At 35.6% G+C, this 19667-nt stretch carries 13 protein-coding genes; 4 read left to right on the top strand and 9 right to left on the bottom strand.

The genetic code is table 11. The features are described 5' to 3' along the window. Positions 1-1590, top strand: coding sequence for an ABC transporter permease (locus HYG86_RS12900; RefSeq protein ID WP_213166006.1), 1590 nt, complete (start codon positions 1-3; stop codon positions 1588-1590). A 39-nt stretch (positions 1591-1629) separates the two neighbouring features. Here the strand turns inward: HYG86_RS12900 and HYG86_RS12895 are convergent, their stop codons facing one another. The 4 genes from HYG86_RS12895 to HYG86_RS12880 all read right to left on the bottom strand — a co-directional run bounded on the left by HYG86_RS12895 (position 1630) and on the right by HYG86_RS12880 (position 9116). After that, on the bottom strand, positions 1630-3324 hold the full coding sequence (locus HYG86_RS12895) for a hypothetical protein (protein WP_213166005.1): 1695 nt from the start codon (positions 3322-3324) through the stop codon (positions 1630-1632). Between the two features lie 80 nt (positions 3325-3404). After that, positions 3405-5192 carry a hypothetical protein gene (locus HYG86_RS12890; RefSeq protein ID WP_213166004.1) on the bottom strand — a complete coding sequence of 596 codons (1788 nt, stop codon included), beginning with the start codon at positions 5190-5192 and terminating at the stop codon, positions 3405-3407. Between the two features lie 314 nt (positions 5193-5506). Further along, complete coding sequence (locus tag HYG86_RS12885; protein WP_213166002.1) at positions 5507-8221, bottom strand: UPF0182 family membrane protein; 2715 nt, start codon at positions 8219-8221, stop codon at positions 5507-5509. A 31-nt stretch (positions 8222-8252) separates the two neighbouring features. Further along, the gene (locus HYG86_RS12880; protein WP_213166001.1) at positions 8253-9116 is read right to left on the bottom strand and encodes an RluA family pseudouridine synthase; all 864 of its coding nucleotides are present in this window, start codon (positions 9114-9116) and stop codon (positions 8253-8255) included. A 154-nt stretch (positions 9117-9270) separates the two neighbouring features. Between HYG86_RS12880 and HYG86_RS12875 the strand changes: the two genes are divergently transcribed. Continuing rightward, entirely contained in the window at positions 9271-10359 is a 1089-nt protein-coding gene (locus tag HYG86_RS12875) for a PRK06851 family protein (RefSeq protein WP_213166000.1), read from the top strand. 138 nt (positions 10360-10497) lie between these two features. Here HYG86_RS12875 and HYG86_RS12870 read toward each other — a convergent pair whose 3' ends face one another. Both HYG86_RS12870 and HYG86_RS12865 read right to left on the bottom strand, forming a co-directional pair. Then, the gene (locus HYG86_RS12870) at positions 10498-11559 is read right to left on the bottom strand and encodes a class I SAM-dependent methyltransferase (RefSeq protein ID WP_213165999.1); all 1062 of its coding nucleotides are present in this window, start codon (positions 11557-11559) and stop codon (positions 10498-10500) included. 89 nt (positions 11560-11648) lie between these two features. After that, positions 11649-12347, bottom strand: a complete 699-nt coding sequence (locus tag HYG86_RS12865) for a CBS domain-containing protein (RefSeq protein ID WP_213165997.1) — start codon at positions 12345-12347, stop codon at positions 11649-11651. A gap of 254 nt (positions 12348-12601) precedes the next feature. Between HYG86_RS12865 and HYG86_RS12860 the strand changes: the two genes are divergently transcribed. Beyond that, a complete protein-coding gene (locus HYG86_RS12860) occupies positions 12602-14008 on the top strand; it encodes an MATE family efflux transporter (RefSeq protein ID WP_213165995.1) in 1407 nt (468 codons plus the stop codon). Positions 14009-14068: 60 nt separating this feature from the next. Here HYG86_RS12860 and HYG86_RS12855 read toward each other — a convergent pair whose 3' ends face one another. Beyond that, positions 14069-14428, bottom strand: coding sequence for a hypothetical protein (locus tag HYG86_RS12855; protein WP_213165993.1), 360 nt, complete (start codon positions 14426-14428; stop codon positions 14069-14071). A gap of 574 nt (positions 14429-15002) precedes the next feature. Between HYG86_RS12855 and HYG86_RS12850 the strand changes: the two genes are divergently transcribed. Then, positions 15003-16229, top strand: coding sequence for an IS110 family RNA-guided transposase (locus HYG86_RS12850; protein WP_213165991.1), 1227 nt, complete (start codon positions 15003-15005; stop codon positions 16227-16229). Between the two features lie 214 nt (positions 16230-16443). Here HYG86_RS12850 and pulA read toward each other — a convergent pair whose 3' ends face one another. Next, complete coding sequence (gene pulA, locus HYG86_RS12845; protein WP_213165989.1) at positions 16444-18291, bottom strand: type I pullulanase; 1848 nt, start codon at positions 18289-18291, stop codon at positions 16444-16446. Positions 18292-18377: 86 nt separating this feature from the next. After that, complete coding sequence (locus HYG86_RS12840) at positions 18378-19661, bottom strand: MFS transporter (RefSeq protein ID WP_213165987.1); 1284 nt, start codon at positions 19659-19661, stop codon at positions 18378-18380. Between the last annotated feature and the right edge of the window lie 6 nt (positions 19662-19667).

Here is a 19667-nt window from a genome sequence, read left to right as displayed (position 1 = left end):
ATGATTAAACCATTAAACAAGCACCATAAGACAAAAAATCCCTTCTATATTTTTATGTTTATATGCTTTCTAATTGGATTTTTGTTCATTTCATTAAGCATCAATCATTTTCAATTTGCTAAGTACAGGTTTGATGGCTATTACTCTGGTGACACAAATAATTATATACAGGTAACTTATTTTACAGATGGTAGTGAGCCTCCTTCAAAATCAGAAATATACATAAAACTTTTAGAGCATGTGAAAAATAATGAAGTTCAGTTCTCCATTTGGCCATTTGTATCCGATTATGATGTTATATATCAAGGCTACAGAGCTATACCAGAGTTTTTACCACCACTAAAGGCAGGAAGGCATTTAACTTCAGAAGAAAGCCTTAGCGATAGCAAATATGCAGTTGTGGGTAAAAACGTAGCTGAAATCGGCGATAAAATCAGTCTATATGATGGGTCAACCTTTGAAGTAGTAGGAGTACTTGGTCTGGAATATTCCTATAGCATCTGGGATGATATAATAATTATTCCCCTTCACTTTATGAGAAATATTGATAGTAGCAGTAATAATGAAGGTGTTAAAGTAAGGTTACAGGGTAGCTCTAGCATAATTTCTAATACTTCAAGGGATTTGGGTGAGTATTTTCAAAATCTCCTTCCAGAGGGAATCATTGATGTTTCTCATGAGTCTCCAGTAAAAACGGACTTTCATAACTTCAGTTTATACCTAATGGGCTCAATAATACTCATAATTGTCTCATGTGTAAATATCATCAATTTAACTATTTTATCGGTATATAATAGAAAAAAAGAGTTTGGTATCCGTTTATCTTTAGGAGCAACCCATGCATATTTAAAAAAGCTTATTTCATCTGACTTATATATTGTGGGCTTACTTTCAGCATGCACAGCCTTGCTTACTCAGTTTATAGCTTCTAATTTGTTCACTTTCAGCCAACCAATTGGGGTTACGCCACTTCATCTTGTGATTCTTTTACCTTTGCCTTTTATCTTTGGTTTTATTAACACTCGCCTTCCACTTAAAGTGGCACTAAACTTTGAACCATCGGATATAATAAAAGGGAACACATCATCTAATAGTTTTTATCAGGTTGATAAAACAACTAAGAGGATAATGATTGTCCAAATTTTCTTTTCCCTATTGCTTTTCTTGTATGTCTTTTCTTTGTATGAGGGTATGCTAAAGGTTGAAACAATTGGAATCACTGTAAAGGACTATTACTATCTTAGGGATTATATCCTCTTAGTTGTTGGTATAACTTTAATTGGCTTAATCGGAACTTTCTCACAATCGGTTATAAAAAGAAAAAATGAATTTGGTATCAAAATTGCTTTAGGGGCTTCACCTAGAGATATTGTAATAGGTTTTTATCAGGAGATTTTAATCATATTTATAGAAGCTGCTGTTTATGCTTTTATACCAATATTTCTCTTAACCCTAACAGGTGACTTTACCATTGGATTAGTAACAATAATTGGCACTATTGTTGTTGTATTGATACTAACGGCCATTGTAACTACGTACCCTATGTACAAAGTATTAAAGCTTGAGCCCGCTGAACTAATGGACAAATAAATAAAATGAGGCATATCTGTAAAACAGATATGCCTCATTTTATTTCCCCAACTTCCCCCTAGGGGCGCTAATGTTGGGCATAGTGTGGCCGTTGGTTGTGTAAAATGGTAGTGTATCTTGAATAATTCCCTTATCATCCATCATGACTAATTGCAGGAAATTTTCTTCTATGGGGATTAAGGCGTATATAGTCTCATCCCAATAGTCAAGGAATATGCCATTTATAAAGGTGCTGTCTTGAACTTCAGTTGTTTTGTTGTAGTTACTAAAGTAGAAACCTACCTGTGGTAGCCATCTACTATTTTTTCGTTCCACAAGTGTAACTTCATCACCCTTAAAGCGATGATAGATTAGCTCATTACCTAATTTATCAATTTCAAATTCTTGTAACCCATTGTTCACAAAAGATATTTTCTTGGGAATATCTAAAAAAGAATAACTGGATATCTGAGGGGCTTCATGTTCTAATCCCGTGGACACATCTAGAACTATACCCCTATCTGATGAGTATTGACTATATTTATAATATAATTTGTTGTCAGCCACCCACATGTGGTCATAACTCATTTCTAGCTCTAACTCATGGATTAGATTGCGGTTGCGGTCGTAAAATTTCAGTATATCCTTGCCTTCGAAATAGTGTACTTGATAGTAGTAATCCCTCTCATGGCTCCATACTTTCTCTAAAAAAACTTCGTCCATAAGTTTAATATTTTGCCCACTTTGATGATTATAGCCATAGGTAACGTCAAATTTTCGAAAGTTAGAGTATGTAAATTCTCCATTGCCAGATGAGATAAAATCACTGTGGCCCATACTATCTGTTGTGGCGAGCTGGAGCATGTTTCCACCTTGAATTAACTCTAATACCTGCTTATAATTTTCACTGATTTGCTGATCAAGATTTCTCAGGTGTGAAACAATGTTATCTATTGTGTAATTATATTTTTGGGATAGCCTGCCTAGGGTTGCATAGTACTTATAAGCTTCATTGTCAAACAAATACTCATAATTTTTCCAATAATATGCCCCAACTAATTCTAAGAACCTTTGGTATATTTCTTCAGAATAATTTTCTTGTGCTATTTCTATGTATTCTTCTATATTGTCATGCTCTACATTGATAAAGTCTGTATATACAAGCCTTGCGAATTCTTCGGTGTAGATATCCTTTAATTCATGCTTTACCAAAGGTTGGAGTTTTTTTAGACCATCAAAATCTTTAAATTCCGTTAGATAGGCAATGGTTATCTCATCGGCTATGTGTGTGTCCATATTTCTAAGAATCATGGCGTTTTTAATATCTTTATCATTACCTTTGGCAAGGTATTGATTATAGCTAGCACTAATCAAAATCTCCCTAAACTCCTCTGAAACATTTTCAGCTAAGTTAATATATTTAATAATACTTTCGTAGTTTCCCCTGTCCAATAGAAAGGAACCGTATTTTTCTAATATATCAATTATATCCCTTTCTGTCTTTACCTCAGTCAATTGATGTAACCCCCCTTCGTAGTCTCCTATCTGAAAATAGGCTTTAACTAGGTATGGATTCACTTGATTAGGCAAGTTGCAGTTGTTTAAAATTCCTATAGCTTTATGGTATTTTCCGTTATTGAAAAGGATTTTTCCATAAATAAAATGTATGTGGGGATAACCTAAAAACAAAGTAAAAGCAATAATACAAAGTAATACACCTATTTTCTTTTTGTGTTTTTCTAATAAAAGTTGCAAGAAAAATCCCCCTTAAAGTCTTATGTATAACATACATTATAGACGAAAAAGGGGGTAAAAAGTTTCATTCCTACATTTTTTTATCTCAATGTTCTTTGACTACCTCTGCCCGTCATTGTTTCCACTTCTTTACCTATGGTATTAATCTCAGTAAAGGGGTTATAATAGTTGTATTTTTTTTCTATTTCTCCACTCATATTCATTTTACTTAAAACAGATAAGTTTATGTCTAAAAAATTCAAGACATAAATCCCATCTTCATGTATGGCCAATGGTTCAGCTGTGGTTTCAATGAAGTTTAGCTTCTCTTCTTTAAAATCATAGACATAAAATCCGATTTCTTTGTATACCCTGTATATAATCATGTATTCATTGGCTGCAATAGAATCAACTTTTACATTTTGTTCTGTTTCATAAATGAGTTCACCATCTTCTCCAAAATATCTGAAGCTTGGGGTATACACCATTGAACCTCTGCCAAGGTCTATGGGTAGCAAGATTTGTTCTGATGCTACACCCTCATGAGTATAATATGATACGGCAATGCCTGTTATATTTTCAAGGTCAATTTCTAATTTATCTTTCTTTAGCTCCCCAGTTTCCGGTTTATAAGCCCTTCTAACTCCCCCTCCCTCTAATATCAGTTCAGCACCAACCCATCTAGCCCACATATAAAACTGTTCATCAAATACTAGTTTATCAATTAGTTCAAGGTTTTCATCATAAATCTCAATTATTGATTCTACGGTCATTCTATCAGCACTATCAAAGTCATGGTTATGTTCTTGATTTATAGCATATTTACCGTCTTGGCGCCAGATGATATTTTTTTCTCCAAAAGGGGTAAATTCACTACTACCGTCTGTTAAGTTAATCTTATAATACCCAGAAATTGAATCTTCCTCTGTTGATTTAATTCCTTTAATATATAAATAAGGCCCTCCGTCTTTAATTATATGTTGATAGGTATTTGTTATAATATCCATATCTTTTATGGAATCTAGCTGTGGATATACTTGAGCTAATTTATCATAGATTTCTGGGTTTAGGTTCATTATTGTTCTAGGATTTTTTTTCCGTAGCATGTATTTTCCAATATATTGTTCATATATATTATTTTCTTTAAGGTATGAGCGTAGAACTGAGTCATGGCTGCTTTCTTTTTCACTATTGAGAATGTGATGTATTGTTCTATCATATATTTTTGGTGAATCCTCATGTAAGAAGTCCAATAAGTATTCTATAGCTTCTTGTTTATTCTCCTGGATATTCAAATCTGTGGGTACCCACCAGTATTTAGCATCAGAGGTGTATATGACATCCCTCTCAATAAGTTCAATAATCATCAGTGCCAGTTCATGGCCTATATAATCATTGTATACTGTTTCATACTCTTCACTTAAGTAATGGCGACTACTAAATATCTCTTCACCTAGCCCAAGATGAAATATAAGGTCAGGAACAAAGTACCTATCAACTGTTCCTTGGGCCAGCTTATTTGCATATCTAAGACTAGCTAGCTTTTCAAAGGGACCACTTATCATTGAACTCCTTTCCCAAATCTGATAATTAGCCTCAGCAAGGAGTAAGTCTAAATTTCCGTCAATGTTATAATCCTCTATATATACCAAACTTTTATAATGATTCTGCTCTAGTAATGCATCTCCATGTTTTAGAAGAAGGTCATTGGCCTTTTTAAGACTCATCTCCTCAAAAAGAGAAAAGTGTAGTTCTTGAAAGCTATGGGATTTAATCATTCTATCAATTCTAATACCATTTATAATATCCCTATATATCAAAGGATCAATTATGGTTAAAGTGATCACTATAGCAAAAATCAGTATCCCTAATAAAGTTTTTTTCTTCATATAAACCCCTCCCATTACTTTTACATCTACATAGTCGTGAGACTTTGAAAAAAGTTACAAGTTTAGCCTCTTTTTAATAATATTGTAATAAAATAGGCTAGGTAAAATCAATTTGTAACTACTTGGGTGTACGAACATCTATAAAATAAGACATCCTTTTAGTGTAAATATAACTGGCAAAAACTTCAAAATACTAGTCACATAGATTCTTTTGTTTTACCTTATTATAGTCCTTTAGATTGCGTAAGTGGGGCAGAAATAAGGTCTATGTTCAAAAAAGCCGACCAATTTCTTTTCTTGGTCGGCTTTTTTGGTTAATTTGTATTTCCATCTAATCTACTGATTAAATCTTTTACTTCTTCTAAATATCTTCCGTAGTCTGCCCATCTTCCTTCCCTTTGTGCTCTTTCCATGTTTTCGAAGGCAGTATTTATATCTTCTACTAATTTTCTAAGGTTAGGATCTTCTATTGTTCCTGGGTCTGTTGGATCTATAGGATCCGTTGGGTCTGTTGGGTCCGTTGGGTCTACTGGATCTATAGGTTCAGGTAGCTCTGGTGCTTCTATACTTCCTTCACCGAAGATTCGTGTAAGTGCTGCTTCTAATGTTGGCTCCATTACTAGCACATCGTTATAATAAACTATTACCTGCCTTAGTTCAGGTACACTTCTATTTTCAGATGATATATAAAGGGGTTCCACGTAAAGCATTGAGCCGTTGATTGGTATTGTTAGTAGGTTACCTCTGATTACCGTTGAACCTCCTTGGCCCCACAATGTAAGCTGACCTGAGATTTGAGAGTCTTGGTCAATGTATGCTTCTACCTGGCTAGGTCCTGCAACTGCCTGACCCCTTGGGAATTGGTAAAGTACTAGCTCACCGTAGTTCTCTCCGTCATTTCTAGCCGTTAACCATGCCACCATGTTATTTCTGTTCATTGGTGTGTATGGAAGCTTTAGAATAAATTCTTGTTCTTCACCTTCTGGTAGTTGCATTGTTACGTAGTATGGCTCAACTTGAACTTCACTGCTATTGTATCTTTCCACAGCAATTTCCCACACATCATTTCTGTTGTAGAATTCCGCAGGATTAGTTGTATGGTAAGTCCTCAAAATCTCACTTTGCACATTGAAGTAGTCCACTGGATACCTTATATGAGCCTTTAGATATTCAGGAAATTGATTCCGATCTTTTATAAGGTCAGGAAATACGCCTTTCCATGCTTCAATTATGGGATCATTATCATCAAACTGATATATATCCACTGTACCATCATATGCATCTACAACAAACTTTACAGAGTTTCTTATATAGTTATAGTTTCTAGTTGGTCTAGAGTAAGGATAGGTTGAGGCAGTTGTATAACCGTCTACTATCCAGTATATCCTTCCGTTTGCCACAACTGGATAAGGGTCATTATCCAGCTCGATAAATGGAGCGATCTTTTGTATTCTATCAACTATGTTTCTATGGTACATAATCCTGCTATCTGGTGTTATTTCTCCAGACAGTAGTAGAATTGAACTGTTAAATTTATTGGCATAAAGCAGCCTTCTTAAAAGGTTTAGCTCCACACCGTCTTCACCATGATAGGGCTCTACTCCGTCATAGTTGCTGTTCACTACTACAAACTGGTTTGTAAGCTCACCAAAGTAAATTTCTGGTCTTTCTAAGGTTATATCCACACTGCTATTAACAGGCATATCCCTCATAAAGTATGTGGGGTGACCATTAGAGGTAATCTGGTTTACAGGTGACATAACCACACCATATCCATTGGTGTAACGGAAATGATGGTTAACTGCTGTCTGTGCCTCATCGGCTAAGGATTTAATGTTAAGCTCCCTTAGGGCTAACATGACCTGACGGTACTCTCCATCTATCATGTATCTATCTATATCCACATCTACGAATTCGTAGAACAATCCTAATGATTGGTTTTGCTGATAATGTTGCCTTAAAGGTCTGTAGTCTAAAAGTCGTATGTTATTTATTGTTTGTTGGTTCTGTTGTAACTTATCAACTGTTATCCCTTCATTACTGATAGGGTATTCCTTTTGCTTTATATTCTCTAAACCGTATGCCCTTCTAGTTGCCTCAATATGATTGGTCATATATTGGGATTCCCTTTGGGATTCATTGGGGTTTACCACAAAGTTTTGAATAACTGCAGAGTAGATTCCTGATCCAACCATAACCAGCACTAGCAATATGGCTGTACCTGCTGTTAACTTAAGTTGCTTATACCTAATATTAACTAAAGAAACTATGGCTAAAATTAGGGCTATTACTTGTTGGATTCGTATAAGTGGTAGCCTTGCATGAACATCTGTGTATCCTGCTCCGTAGAATCTACTTCCCTCACTTAACAATAGGGATGCCATCCCTAGATAGCGAGTTAAGGCAAACCATACAAAAAATAGTGCTAGAAAAATCGCTCCTTGAGTCTTTGCATATTTCATGGCCTGAGCTTTTTTATGGTATAAGTTTGAGTTCATAAGCATGAAATACCCTGCTGCCAAGGGCAATGCAGTGAGTATTAGCAGTGTTATAAATGACCCACTGATGGTGCTTAATAATGGGTATGTGAAAAGGTAAAAAGATTCATCCCACCCGAAAATAGGATCTACAACTCCCGTGGTACTTGAATTTAGCCATAGGTATACTTTATCCCATATACTTGGAAGGGCTCCTACCCATATAAGACCTAATACCAATGATAGGATAATTCCATGTTTTTTACTGAATTTAAAGCTTTGCTGACTTTGCTCCTCACCATTTTGTACTATCCTAATGGCAGGTATTTCAAGTATTGAAATCATAGGCAAAATATTTACAACGATAAATGTAAAGCCTGCAATCAACAACACGCCTTTTATCAGTAGTTCAGCTAAAAAGGGTTTTAGAAATACCTCCGTAGCTTCCATACTTTGGTACCATAAGTAGTCAGTGTAATAGCTGGTCAATATTGAAAAAACCACAAAAAGCAGCACTACACTAACTGCTAAAACAATAAGCGTTTTTTTCATAAATTTCTCCTCCCCCGTCTTGAAACTAAGTTTATAAAACTCTTAAAAGATTATAAAAATCTTTAGAAACCTTACTTGTATATGTCATCTTTTCCTTTGTAATGGGATGATCAAAGCTAAGGCGAAATGCATGGAGAGCCTGCCTTGAAATCAATTTACTTGCCCTGTTGTAAAGGGTATCCCCCACAAGTGGGTTCCCCACTGCCTTTAAATGAATTCTAATCTGATGAGTCCTTCCTGTCAACAGTTTTAGCTTAACTAGGCTATATTTTTTGTATTCTTTTACCACTTTGTATAGTGTTATTGCCTCTTTACCTTCAGGATCCACTCTTTTTGCCACAGGTATATCCAAAATAGGCAAGTTTATTTCCCCCTGTTTTTTGAAAAAGTTTCCTTCTGCCACAGCCAGGTACTCTCGGTTTATATTCTTTTTTTCAAGGGATTCTCCCATCATTTTATGTATATAGGATGTCTTTGCAAAAAGTACCAATCCAGATGTTTCCCTATCTAAGCGATGTATAGGATGAATGCCCCAGTTCTCGTTTTTAGTGTTTCGATAATATAGTAGGCCATTGGCTATGGTATGTGTTCTTTCTTCATGTACTGGATGTACTAATATGTTACCTGGCTTGTTTATAACAATTAGGTACTCATCTTCATAAATTATGTCTAAAGGTATGTCCTGAGGCTCCATATTTGGTTCTTCTACTATGTATATTTCAACTTTATCCCCTTTAGTCAAGGGATATGTTGCTTTTTGCAATTGAGTATTTATATATACTTGACCATGGGCTTTAATTCTACGATATTCCCTGCGAGATATGTTGTATTTTTTTTGTAGTTCATCTTTTATGGCGGAGTTTTCGTTTGCTATAAAGCTATACTGTGGTTTCATGAATTTCAACTCCTTAGTTGGACAATTAGGCGGTTTTTCTTAGCTTTTGATTATGGTGAATTTCCTTTAACTGTCACACTGTCTGTATGGGCACATATAATGGTTTTGTAAGATGCTTATTATTATTTTAACATATAAAAAGAAGGTGACCTATATGACAGGCAAAATAAAAAACATTTATCCCGGTGGAAATACCTCTCAAGGCTTTTATTCCTTTTATGAAAATGTGTTATCTGGTTTAGATAGAGTTTTTATTCTTAAAGGTGGCCCAGGTACAGGTAAATCATCTATGTCACGAAAGCTAGGCGAAAAATATCTAAAGGAGGGTTATGATATAACTTACCTTCATTGCTCTTCGGATAATAATTCATTAGATGGTATAATCATAGACAATAGGGTTGCAATAGTAGATGGAACTGCACCCCATGTAATAGATCCTAAATATCCTGGAATAGTAGATGAAATAATCAATTTAGGTGAGTGCTGGGATAGAGAAAAGCTTTTACCCTACAGAAAAGAAATTATTGAAATGAGATCACAAATAGCAATACACTACAAAAGAGCCTATAGTCTTTTTCACCAGTCCAAATTAGTTCATGATGATTTGGAGCAGATTTATCTAAGTGAAATGGATTTTGGTGCTGCAGATGATGTTACACAAAATCTTATTAAAATAATTGTTGGTAATCGGGAAGAAAACAAGACAGCGAAGCGTACTGATATGTTCTTTGGAGCTATAACCCCAAATGGTTCCGTTAATTTCTATGAAGAACTAACAGATGGTATAAGAACTAGATTCTTTGTTAAAGGCAGGGCAGGAACTGGCAAATCAACAATGATGAAGAAAATTGCAGAAGCAGCAATATCTGCTGGTTTTGATACAGAAATATATCACTGTGCATTTGACCCAAATAGTGTAGATATGGTGATTATCCCTACCTTAGATGTGGTAATCCTCGATGGAACTGCTCCCCATGTTTTTAACCCAGTAAGGCCAACAGATATTTTAGTTGACATGTATGCCCTTTGCTTGCCAATAGATATAGATAAACGTCGTAAAAAAGAAATTGATTCCTTAAACAAAAAATATGAAGACTTATTTAAAATGGGAATTCCCCACATTCAAGAAGCAAGAAGCTTACATTTAGAGATAGAAAAATACTATGTGGCTGCCATGGACTATAAAAAAGTTGATGAGAAGCAAAAGTATATAGAAGAGGAGATAGAAAAAGAACTAAGTTAGATCCTTAGCTCAAAACCTCCAGCTTTTTTGTGTTGTTAAGGCCCAGTGTCTTCACGTATTAGATATACGTGAAGACACTGGGCCTTCCTGCTCCTCAATTGGTGAATATTATGGTACAAGACCATCCTCAACAAAATTCTATATTCTTCTTTTCTTAGTTGATTCCATCCGCTTTTGGTGCTTTTTTGTTGTCTTTTTTTCCTTCTCTTTTTTTACAATGGGTCTTTTCTCTCCGTAAACTATTGAATAGCCATCATGTTCTATTAGCTTAACTCCTCCAAAAACAGAAGCAAATTTCTTTAGGTACCAATTTGGTTTTTTTACTACAAACCACATGGTTCCACCCATTTTTAGCATTTTGTAGCCTTCTTCGATAAACTCTTTTGCTACACTGTAATCTGAATGGTACGGAGGATTAGAGAGTATAGTTTGATAGAAGTTTTTTCTACCTAATTCTTTAAATCCTTGGTTCGGGATTGTTTCATAATCGGATGTGTTATTTTTTTGTGCGTTATGTTCAGCCCATTTTAGCGCCCTAAGGTTTACATCTAGCATGGTTATCTTCCCTTTTATTAACTTGCTAGCAACAATACCTATTACACCTGAGCCACACCCTATATCCAAAAGGGGACCTTCCTTTAGCTCTACTTTTTCTAGGAGAGCCTTAGTTCCCCTGTCAAGTTCTCTATTTGAGAAGATTGATGGATCTGTTATTAAATCCACAGGGATGTTGTTAGTTTTTACAGTAAAATCTTCTAAATACTTATCTCTATTTACTGTAAAATGCTTTGATTTTACAATACTGATAATCGTAAAATCATTATCCTCTGCAACAACTTTCCATTTCCACGGCAATATTTCTATACTATTTAAGGTATAGTTTTTAGATATAATTATTAACAGCTCCCCTTTTAGAGGAAGTACTTCCATGATTTCCTCAATTAACATGTTGTTAAACTCCAAAGAATACTGGGCTGTAAATATGGCTGTGTTAAAGGAGGTAGTTACTTCATTTATTTCACTGACATAAAAACATTTAACTGGGTCTATATCCGTTTTATTAGCTATGTTGTGATCTGCAAAAAAGCAATCCATCTGAACAGCTATCTCACCATTTTTACTACCGTAATCCAGCACAGGACTTTTAATGTCCTTAGCAACTTTAGTTAATAGCATCCTACTACCACGGGTTATTTCCATTATTTATCCAACCTTTTTTATTTTAACAATATCAAGAGAGTATGGTGTATGTCAAATTGTCACTAAAAAAAGTGCCTTGGGCACTTTTTTTAGTGGAACAATATTTTGAATCCTGCTTTTCTTAGGGCTTCCCTTGCTTTTTCTCCTTGGTCTACCCTTAAAATTACTAAGCATACATCACGGTATCTTGGTTGAGTTGTAACAATGGATATGATGTTTACCTTTACATTCCTTAACACTGTGGATATTTGTGCGAGTTTCCCTACTGCATCGTCTATTGCGATAGTTATTCTCTCTCCCTCTTCTTTAATACCAAATACCTCATCAAAAACCTTTAAGATATCAGTTCTTCCAATTATACCTTTTAGATCTCCAAATTCATTTACAACTGGCAAAACATTTACATCCCTTTGTAGCATTAAATCTGCTGCTAGCTCAATTGGATCTTCTTTATCAACTGTAACCATTTGTGTTGCCATTAGTTCTGATACTTTTCTGTAATGCAAAAACTGTGCGATCCTTCTTTTGTTTACATCTAAGTCAAGTTTACTTTCCGAAAAGGGTATGGGTAACTCCACATCCGTCCCAGCTGCAATATTTTGTTTAGCGCAAAAAGCTACGAATTCCCTCATGATGATTTTTTCCGTAATTACACCAACAAGTTTAGTCCCTTCCACTACAGGTAAACCTTCATAGTGATGGTTTTCAAATAAAACTAGTGCGTCGTACAAAGAACTATCTGGTTTTACAGTTACAATATCTTCTGTCATTCTACTTCTAACGAACATAAAATCCCTCCTAAGATTTATAATTAGACCATTATATTTATATTCTATATATTTCGAAATTTTCCTTTAAAGGGTTAAAGATTTTGTGATCTTTTTTTAATTTTTCTCTTTCTCTTTGTATATGGATATATCTAAAGGAATATGTTCAAAGGAATTAATAGTTTATTACAATTAAATTTCGTTTTTTACTTCGATACTCTAGATATAAGTTCTTCGAAATGTTATAATTAATATAGAAAAGGAGGAGACAGTTTATGGGGAGCTTAGCTCATAGCAAAAAAAGAGATTTTTTGCTTAATAATGATAACTTATATCAAAATGTGTTTTATCTAGCATGGCCTATCGTAATACAGTCGTTGTTACAGGTCTCAATAGGTACAATAGATTTAAAGATGGTTGGCTCATTGGGAGAAGACGCCATCGCAGCAGTAGGTTCAGGTAGAAACATAGTAATGTTGATGATGGTCTTAGTAATGGGTATCTCTACAGGAACCACAGCTATGGTTGCTCGTAATATTGGAAAAGGGGATAGGGAAAGTGCCTCTTTAAGTGCCGGTCAGTCTTTCTTTTTGTGTCTTTTGGCTGCTGCATTTATGGTTCCTTTTGGATTACTTACAAACCGCTTCAGTCTGCAAATATTAGGAGTTAGTGATGCTGTTTTAACTTTATCTGTTCAGTATATGACTGTTTTTTTTCTATCTATACCTTTTTTCCTATTAAATTTTATAGCTAGAGCAATTTTTCAAGGTGCAGGAGATACAAAGACACCTCTAGTAATAGATATTATTATGAACATCACAAATGTAATATTTAATTACTTCTTTATTTTTGGTATTTGGATATTCCCAGAGATGGGTGTTATGGGAGCCGCTATTGGTACTGCTATCTCAAGACTAGTTGGTGCTACATTAGGTTGGAGTGCTCTTTTAAGTGGCCGATTTATCCTCCATGTAAAGTTAGAACATATGATAAAGCCTATATGGGAAAATTCGAAACAGATTATAAACATAGGTCTTCCTGCTGCATTTCAAGGTCTTTCTAGAAATGCCAGCACCTTTTTGATATTCGCAATACTAGCAAGAACTGCAGCCCAAAGTTTGGCAATAACAGCATTTAGTATTGGTACAAATCTAAGTCAGTATGCCCTTATGCCAGGCCTTGCCATTGGTACAGCCGCTGCCACCCTTTCTGGGATGAATATAGGCGCAAAGAAGCTAGATAGAGCCGAAGCCAGTGGAAAAGCCTGTACTATTTTAGGAGCTGGCTTAATGATTTTCTTCGCTTCAATATTTGTTTTTTTCGCCGAACCTTTAATTAACTTTTTCTTAGATACACCTAATCCTGAAGTGGTTAGAATAGGCAAAAACTTTTTGTATATAATCGCTTTGTCTGAGCCATTTCATGCTATGACCATTATATTATCCCGTACCATGCAGGGTGCAGGTTACACAAAATATCCTTTTTATATAACTTTAGTTTGTTGGGTTGGAATTAGGGTGTCACTGGCATATATACTTGCCTTTGTGTTCAACCTACAATCCACTGGAGTGTGGCTAGCAATAAGTGCTTCTACATTTGCTTCAGGAATGTTAAACTACTCTCTATTTAAAATGGGAAAATGGAAATATGTGAGGATTAAGGAAAAAACAGTAGCAGCATAAAGTGTTATAGTAAAGGTGAAATCCCAGCATCGATACGCATATCGACGCTGGGATTTTATTTTAAGTATCTGATCCTACTTGATCTATTAGCTCAATACCTACTATACCTTGCTTTGTTTGTGTAACTTTCCAGCTCCCATCGTTGGAAATAGCTGTGATAAACTCTTCAATAGTTCCTTCCTCTAATTCCCACTGTCCAATCCAAACAGGCTCGTCATCCTTAATGACAACCACCCTGTTAACCCCTTGTCTAGTGCTAAAACCCTCGTTACCCACTACTGTTCCGTTTAACACCATCGTCATATCAGAACTATTGGTAAACTCAATTGTAAAAAAAGTATTGCCCCCGAAGTTACACCCAACTAGTAATAATATAGACAAGAAAGTAATACCCACTATTGCAACGTATCTTTTTTTCATCTATACCCCCCCTCGTATAATAAGTTTTATATAACAAATTTAATAATAAAGTATAACTTTTCTTAAAATCTAAACTAGCGTTTATGCCGTGAAAGCCTGTTTATATGGGGTAGCACCCTCTGGTAAAATCTTGGTGGCGGAAGCCATACATATGTATATATCAACTTCCGCCCAAAAAAGGGAGTCCAGAGGGTGCAGGGGCCCCATGTCAACAGGACCATGGAATAAATGCGGTGGATTAGAGCTGTAATTCTTAATTAAATCACTTTATCTTGGATATTGAGCCCTATTCCCTAGATAATAGTTAGTATATGGAAAAAGGATCTATCTGGATTAAGGCTTACTCCCCCTGCAGCAAGACTGCATTTTAAGACTGTCTCCCAGCCAACAGTTGTACTGCAAACTCACAAGCTGTATCTCTTGCCCTACATACCGAATGTTAGCAGCTTCGGGCAGCTTATGGATGGCAAGTATAGAATACTCATACGCGAGGTTGTTGCCAGACTGTTGGTAACTAGGGATAGGGTTCAGTATCCAAGCCGTTCCAAATTCAATAAGAAAGGAGGTCCTATCCATGAATTTGTTTGTTGGTATTGATGTTAGTTCTGAAAAACTTGATACTTGTTTTCTTAATAGTGAAGATCATATTTTACTTAAAGTATCGCTCCCCAATAGTCTAGTTGGAGCTAGAAAGATTAAAGAGCATATTTTTCAGTTTAATGAGCTCATAAGGTACGACCGAATCATAGTAGGGATGGAATCGACTTCTGTCTATAGTTTTCATCCAGCGACTTTCTTAGCTGAAGATCCTGAGTTAAAGTCTTTAGGCATTGAGGTCGCTGTAATTAATCCTAAGACTATCTCTAGATTTAAAGGGATTTTTGACGAAGATAAAACTGATGAGATCGATGCATATCGTATCGCAGACTTTCTCCGCTTTGACCGCTTCAATACTTCTTTGATTAAAGAGGAGAAGTATGTGGCCCTACAAAGGTTAACTAGGTCGCGTTATCAGCTCATCTGTCAGTTAACTGAGATGAAACAACATTTTTTAGAAAATCTTTATTACAAATGTAACACCCTTACTCAAGAGGTGGATACATCTGTATTTGGTGCCACTATGATGCATTTGCTAACTGATTCTATTACCCTTGACGAAATCGCTGATATGCCTTTAGAGGATCTAGTGACTCTTCTGCAAGAAAAGGGTCGAGGTCGCTTTAGTGATCCAGAAAAACTTGCAAAATCTATTAGTAAAGCTATTAGAGATTCTTATCGCCTCGGAAAGGTCATGCAGGATTCAGTAGATATTGTTTTAGCATCTTACGCCATGATGATTAAAGCTGTTAATAATCAAATTAAAGAGATCAGTAAGGCAATTGAAAAGTTATTTGAAATAGTACCCGAATCTAAATCTCTGCTAAGCATACCAGGTGTTGGCCCTGTTTATGCTGCAGGTATAATTGCAGAGATAGGCCAAATTGAACGCTTTGAAAATGAGGCAAAGCTTGCAAAGTATGCTGGCCTTTACTGGAAGCGAAAACAATCTGGTAATTTTGAGTCTGAGAGAACTACTATATCTAAGACAGGAAACCACTACCTTCGCTACTACTTAATTGAAGCTGCCAATTCAGTTGCGCGATATGAACCTGTCTATAATAAATACTATTCTAGAAAATATAAGGAAGTCCCCAAACATCAACATAAAAGAGCTCTCGTTCTTACCGCAAGAAAATTTGTGCGCATGGTGGATGCGCTGCTACGCAATCACCAATTCTATGCACCGGAAAGGAGTGCATAAGTATCGAATAATATTCGATGCGTAATCCTTTTCGGAAACGCCTAAATATCATTAGGCTTAATTGAATGCTGCCTTTTTTAGATATTTCTAGGCAAATAAGTTGGAATTCTCACTGCACTTAATTTGACTTATCACCACAAGTCTTAAATTCCCTTCACCTATATAGACGAATTAAAAGAAAAAAGGTTTCGTATTTCTGAAAATTAATTTTAAACTAATTTTTATACATAACCATCATACTAACTTTGGGAACCATTACAGATCCAGTTACCCTATCTAATATCTCAATACCCGCTTTACTGTCATTTACAACAATGTTCCACTCATCTTTTGGCAGTTGTACCATAACGTCATTTTTATTGGGATTATATATAACCACTACATCCTTCCATGAGTCTCCATTGGCATGATTTTTTATCTGGAACATTATTGTGTCAGCTGGGGACTCTAAGATTTCCATGTGCTTACGAACTAGCTCACCAGTTGGCATTCTAAATGCTGGGTGTGCTTTTCTTAGTTTTATAAGCCCCGCTATAAACAAGAATTCATTATAATAAGTCACTTTACGGGACCATTCTATTTGATTTATATTGTCAGGAGATTGATAACTGTTGTGCACTCCGTATTTTGTACGCATAAACTCTACTCCGCCGTGTAAAAAGGGTATCCCTTGGGAAGTTAGTACAATGCTATTAGATAAGAGGTTCATACGTATTTTATCTTGTTCACTCTCATTTGGATTGCTTTTTTCTATTTTATCCCACAGTGCCAAATCATCATGGGCGGACACATAAGCTACAGACTCATTAGGATTTTGGGCAAAATCATCAATTGATCCCATAACTCCTTTGATTATTTCTTCTTTTTCAGTTGTTAGTCCAGTTACATACCCTTTTATTTCTCCGTTGGTATCTCCTTTTATTGCATTTCTTATGTTATCGTTAAATACTGCTATACCTAATCCCCTTTGCTTTCCCTTTGTAAATTGTTGCTCCTGAGAAAGGGGTGAGCCACCAGCTTGCCAAGGCTCGCCATATATTATTATAGCAGGGTCAATCTCGTATAATGCCTCTTTTACTTGTCTCATTGTCTCCACATCATGAAGTGCCATCAAGTCAAAACGGAAGCCATCCACTTTGTATTCAGTAGCCCAATATTTAACAGAATCCACAATAAACTTTCTTACCATGGGCATTTCTGATGCAACTTCATTACCACAGCCTGAACCATTGTAATAGTTGCCCTGTTCATCTGTTCGATAATAGTATTTTGGTACAATAAGATCAAAAGGGGAATCACCTACAGTAAAAGTATGGTTATATACCACATCAACCACAACCCTTATGCCTGATTCATTTAATGCTTTTACCATCTCTTTATATTCTTTGATTCTTGTGTATCCATTGCCTGCATCTGTTGAGTAAGTGCCTTGGGGAACATTATACAGTCTTGGATCGTAACCCCAATTGAATTGGTCATCTCGGTTATCATCTACACTGGCGAAGTCGTATGTTGGGAGTAAGTGTACATGTGTAATCCCAAGCTCAATCAAATGATCTAATCCTGTTTTAACATCCCCTGGCCCTTTAGTTCCCTTTTCAGTAAAAGCTAAATATTTCCCTTTATGCTTCATGCCTGACTGAGGATATATTGAAAAATCCCTAACATGCATCTCATATAATATTGCATCAGTGTAATTCTTAAATTCAGGCTTCTTTAGCCTTTCCCAACCATCTGGGTTAGTATCTTCTAAATCTATTATCATACCCTTAGTACTGTTTAAAGAAACTGCCCTAACATAAGGGTCAACTGATTCGTTGATAGTTTCTCCATGGTCTATCATATAAGTGTAGTACTTATTTTTCAAATCACCTTTGATTTCTACTGCCCAGGTTCCCTGAACATCCTTTTCCATATGGTACTCTTTTCCATTTGTGTCCATTTCCCATTCATATAGTTTTACCTTAACATCAAAAGCTGTAGGTGCCCAAACCCTAAATTTTGTGCTATCAATGGAGTAGGTGTTACCTAAGTCGCTTCCATCATACAATAAGTTTTGCATATTATACCTCCTTTTTAGTGTATATAAGATAGAGTTCTTCCAACGTTTATTACTTACTTGTATATTTTACAATATGCATAAGTTAGCTAAATGGTTGCAACTTCATCAGTTGAGCCAATATCTGAAGTAGATCCCAAAGATGGGTTTTTAACTAGGTAAATACATAAAAACGCTAGGAAAAATGCTGAAAAGGCTGTAAAAAACAAGTGTTTATACCCAACTATATCAATAATCAATCCAAAGATTACGGGCCCTGTTATGGCTGCTAAGGAAGAAAAGAAATAGTAAAGACCAGTATAGGTTCCAATTTTTTCTTCAGTGGTCAGCTCAACTACCATTGGATATGAGTTTATATTAACAAAAGCCCAGAAAATACCTCCCACTATCAAAAATATCCTTAACAACAAAATTGTTTCGACATAATTTAGTATTAGGAACACTGACATCAGTCCTATTATCCCTATTAAAATAGTATTTCTTTTTCCTATTTTTGTGCCAATAAGCCCACTGGGTATAGCCATTAAAAGGAAAGCTGCTGAAAAACCTGCAAGTAGTAAGGCTGGTTGATGTTCCGCTAGACCTAGAAAATTTACTCCATATAAGCTAAAGGTAGCCTCTATACCTTGGTAGCCAACAAACCAGAAAAATATAGCCAGCAGTATAAGTAAGGCGCTTCGGTTTTCCCTTTTGAACAAACCTACTAAAGCTTTAGAAATACTTTGTTTTTCTTCTTTTTCATCGGTCTTTAATTTTTCAGGTTCTTTTACAGTTTTATACAGTACAAAGATAACAAAAAGCATCAGTATTGCAGAAACTGTAAAGGGTAATCCTGCCTTTACTGCAAACATTTTTCCCCCTGCAAAAAGTGCAAAAACTGCTCCGAAGCCTCCCATGAAGTTTATGATACCATTTGCTTTACTTCTTTCTTTAAGTGGTGTTATATCTGGCATCAAGGCCACTGTAGGGGCTCTGTAAATACTCATGGATAGGTTAAAGCACGTTACTATAAAAATTAGAAAAATAAAACCTAATGTTACTTCCCAATTAAATATTGTATAAGATAAGTCACTAATTTCCTCTATTACTAAATGGAAAGGAATCATTGAGAAAAAAACAGCGGAAAGTGGTATACCTATTAGAAGATATGGCATCCTTCGTCCATACTTTGTTCTTGTGCTATCACTTTTGGCTCCAAAATAGGGTTGAAGTGTTATAGCCGCTATGTTGTCTAATGTCATGATAAATCCAATCAAGGTGGCACTAGTGATATACTTGTTTAGAAATATGGGAACAAAGGTGTTATAAAGGGGCCATGTTAGACTAATTACAAAAAACCCTAAACCTAAGACAAACGTTTTTTTATAGTTCACTTTTGT

The organism is Alkalicella caledoniensis, from assembly GCF_014467015.1.
In the GTDB taxonomy this organism is placed as follows: Bacteria; Bacillota; Proteinivoracia; order Proteinivoracales; family Proteinivoracaceae; genus Alkalicella; species Alkalicella caledoniensis.
This window is presented reverse-complemented; position numbering and strand designations above follow the sequence as displayed.